Annotated in this window: 3 protein-coding genes; all 3 read right to left on the minus strand. The window is 63.5% G+C overall.

Annotated features, from left to right (window positions below; genetic code table 11):
* Window positions 1-33: 33 nt before the first annotated feature.
* On the minus strand, window positions 34-309 hold the full coding sequence (locus JOZ76_RS04545) for a hypothetical protein (protein ID WP_291697433.1): 276 nt from the start codon (window positions 307-309) through the stop codon (window positions 34-36).
* A gap of 6 nt (window positions 310-315) precedes the next feature.
* The gene (locus JOZ76_RS04550) at window positions 316-1,434 is read right to left on the minus strand and encodes a DUF2336 domain-containing protein (protein ID WP_291697434.1); all 1,119 of its coding nucleotides are present in this window, start codon (window positions 1,432-1,434) and stop codon (window positions 316-318) included.
* Window positions 1,435-1,598: 164 nt separating this feature from the next.
* Window positions 1,599-2,902 (minus strand): VOC family protein (locus JOZ76_RS04555; protein WP_291697435.1); only part of this gene is annotated, 1,304 nt, incomplete at its 5' end.

The raw sequence follows: 2,902 nt of genomic DNA on the forward strand, positions 1-2,902 counted from the left end.
GCTGGTGCTCGCCTATAGCGCGAGCCTTGCGACCTACAATATCGCGCTTGCGCTCGGCGCCGGGTGACGGCCCAGCGCGCCGGTCAGCTGAAAATAATACCGAATCAGATTGAGATCGGACTGCGCGGCGGATTTGCCGTTCAGGCTGGTGTCAATCACGCGGCGGCAGGCTGCGAGTGCAGCGGCATCGCCGAGGTCGTTGGCGGCTTCGAGCGCCAGCCAGGCCGCGTCCATCGATGATGGGCGACCCGCCGGGCCGCCTGTGTCCGCTGCCGGAGGTTTGCCCAGCACCGCGCGGAACGTATCCATCCAGCCTCAATGCATCTCGAGCTGACGGGGAGGACCGGCATCGGCCGAGCCACCGGACTTGCGCGATTGATAGAACTCCAGGACGCTCCTTGAGGTCTCGACGTTGAGGGCACCGAACTCGCCCTCGAGTTCGCGCAGATCGGCGACGGTGATACGGTGATCCTTGGCGCCGAGAAACAGCAGCGCCATGGTCGTACGCCATGAAAAATTCAGCGCCTTGGCCAGGATCAGCAGCATGTCGCGTTTCTGATCCATCAGGGCGCGCTCGATCACGTCCGGTGGCAATGAGGTGAGCAGCGACAGTCCGATCGTAACCTCGTCCACACGATGGGACGTCGCATAGGCCGCGATGTTGTCCTCGGTGAGGGTGCCCTGGCGAAATTGCGTCGTCACGACGCGCTTGGCGACGAAATGAGTTCGCGATGATGGTCCGAACCGGGACTGCAGCGCGCCCGCGACATCGCCGACGGAGGTCTGGATCGCGGTCATCATGTCAGGGCGCTCGCGCGCGAGGCGGCGCTTCACGTCGTCAGATGCCTTGGCGATCAGCTGCTGGAACACGTGCCGCGGGATGTCACCGCGCAGCCCGAGCTGCTCGGCGAGGATCGAGTCGCCCTCGGCTCGCTTGATCATGTGCAGGAAGCCGAAATTGGACAATCGCGCGCCCCGATTGCCCGCAACCGAATTGACCACATCGCGGTCACCGCGCTTCACCAGCACATCGGTGACGGCCTCGTCGATGAATTTTCGCTGCGAGATCGCAAGCAGATGCGGCTGTCCCTTGACCTGCGCATTGGCGAGGAGCGTATCGCGGTCGAGCAGTTCGGAGTTCCGCAGCACGGGACCGGCGACCTCGATCGCATCGTCGAAGGCGAGTTTCCGAATGACGTTGGTCGGAGCGCCATCGAAGCGGGCCAGCCGCTCGGCGAGTTCGGCCCGTGCGGCCACCTCGATCTCGTCCGCCAGCCGTCCGATCACCTCGCCGAACAGGTCGATCTCCTCGTCGCGGTAGCGGCCCGCGATCAGAAGATCGGTCGCGTGCCACAACGCCCGCTCTCTGCTCTCCGCCGTTCCGCGGGACATCACGTCGTCGAGATCCCTCAGAAATGATCCCGCTTCACTCATTTCGAGACAACCCTCAACTCGCGATCGCCACTGACTTCGTGGCCAGGTTGAAATCTACGACGAAAACGCGAGCATTCGGTAAAGTCGGGAAACACGGATTGTTTTCAATATTCGCTAAAATGCGTGCAAGTGTGTTTACGAAGACGTCACCCTGCCGCCAAACCTCAGGCGCGCGGAATCGTCAGCGGACGCACCTCGCGCGCCTGGGCCGCAAGGCGGATCGCGGCGTTGGCCGCGCCAAAACCCTGATAGTTGCGCCGTTCCACGATCTCGAAGAAAAACCGCTCGTCGAAGATGTGAGTGTAGATCTGGAAGAACTCGCCCTCGCCCTCGCGATCGTAGAGGATGCGGTTTTCGCGCAGCGCTGCCAAAGTCACTGGATCGAGATCGTATTTGGCCTCGACGTCGTCGTAGTAATTGTCCGGAATGTCGAGAAAACTCGCGCCCCGCGCGCGCATCTCCCCGACGGTCGCAAAAATGTCGGCGCACGAGAATGCGATATGCTGGACGCCGGAGCCGAAAAACTCCGAGATGAAGCGCGACGACAGGGTGCGCGGCGCCGCCGAGCCGTTGAGCACGAAGCGTAGGCTTTTCTCGGTGTTGATGATGGCCTGGCTCTGCACCAGTCCGCGCGGATCGGCGATTTCCTGCTGCGGCAGGCGATTGAGATCGAAAATGCCGCAGTAGAACAAGAGCCAGGACAGCATCTCGTCATAGGGCATCGACTGCGAGATGTGATCGACGGCCAGCAGATGGCCATCCGCCGCGCCGCCGGTCGCCTCGAAGTCGAGGTCCCAGTTCTTTCCGGCCGTGTCGAGAAAATACAGCAGGCTGCCGCCGACGCCGTGGATCGCCGGGATCTCCAGTTCACCCGGCCCGACCGGCTGGTAGAACGAGCGCGCCTTGAGCGCCTGGGCGCGAGATACCGCGCTCGCCGCGTCATCGACATCGAGCGCAATGGCGCAAACGCCGGGGCCGTGGGTGATGTAGTGCGAGTGCGCAAAGCCGTCCGGATCGGAGTTGATGACGAGCTCGATCTGGCCTTGCGACCACCGCTCCACGGCCTTGCTGCGGTGCTGGCCGGTCCTGCGGAAGCCGAGCTGGCGGAACAGATCGGCGAGCGCGGCAGCCTTGCTTTCGTTGACGGCGAACTCCAGAAAGCCGACACCGCGGCTCGGCGCACGCGGCACCAGGCGGTGTCCGCTGGCGACCGGAAACTTCGCCGCGAGCTGGTCCTGCAATAGGATCAGCGAACGCATGCCATCGGTCGCGATGCGCGCCGCCGAACCGGCACGGAACTGGTCGTTGAAGATTTCGAGCGACAGCGGCCCGGCATAGCCGGTGGCCGCGACAGACTCCATGAACTCCGAAACCGGCAGGTCGCCCTGCCCCGGAAAGCAGCGGAAATGCCGGCTCCATGAGAGCACGTCGAGATCGATTTTCGGTGCGTCGGCGAGCTGGACCAGAA

It is taken from the genome of Bradyrhizobium sp., assembly GCF_019244115.1.
Lineage (GTDB): Bacteria > Pseudomonadota > Alphaproteobacteria > Rhizobiales > Xanthobacteraceae > Bradyrhizobium.

What these genes read in the sequence shown, in the direction of transcription:
- JOZ76_RS04550 (WP_291697434.1), bottom strand. Translation starts at nt 1,434, where the DNA reads ATGAGTGAAGCGGGATCATTTCTGAGGGATCTCGACGACGTGATGTCC.
- JOZ76_RS04545 (WP_291697433.1), bottom strand. Translation starts at nt 309, where the DNA reads ATGGATACGTTCCGCGCGGTGCTGGGCAAACCTCCGGCAGCGGACACA.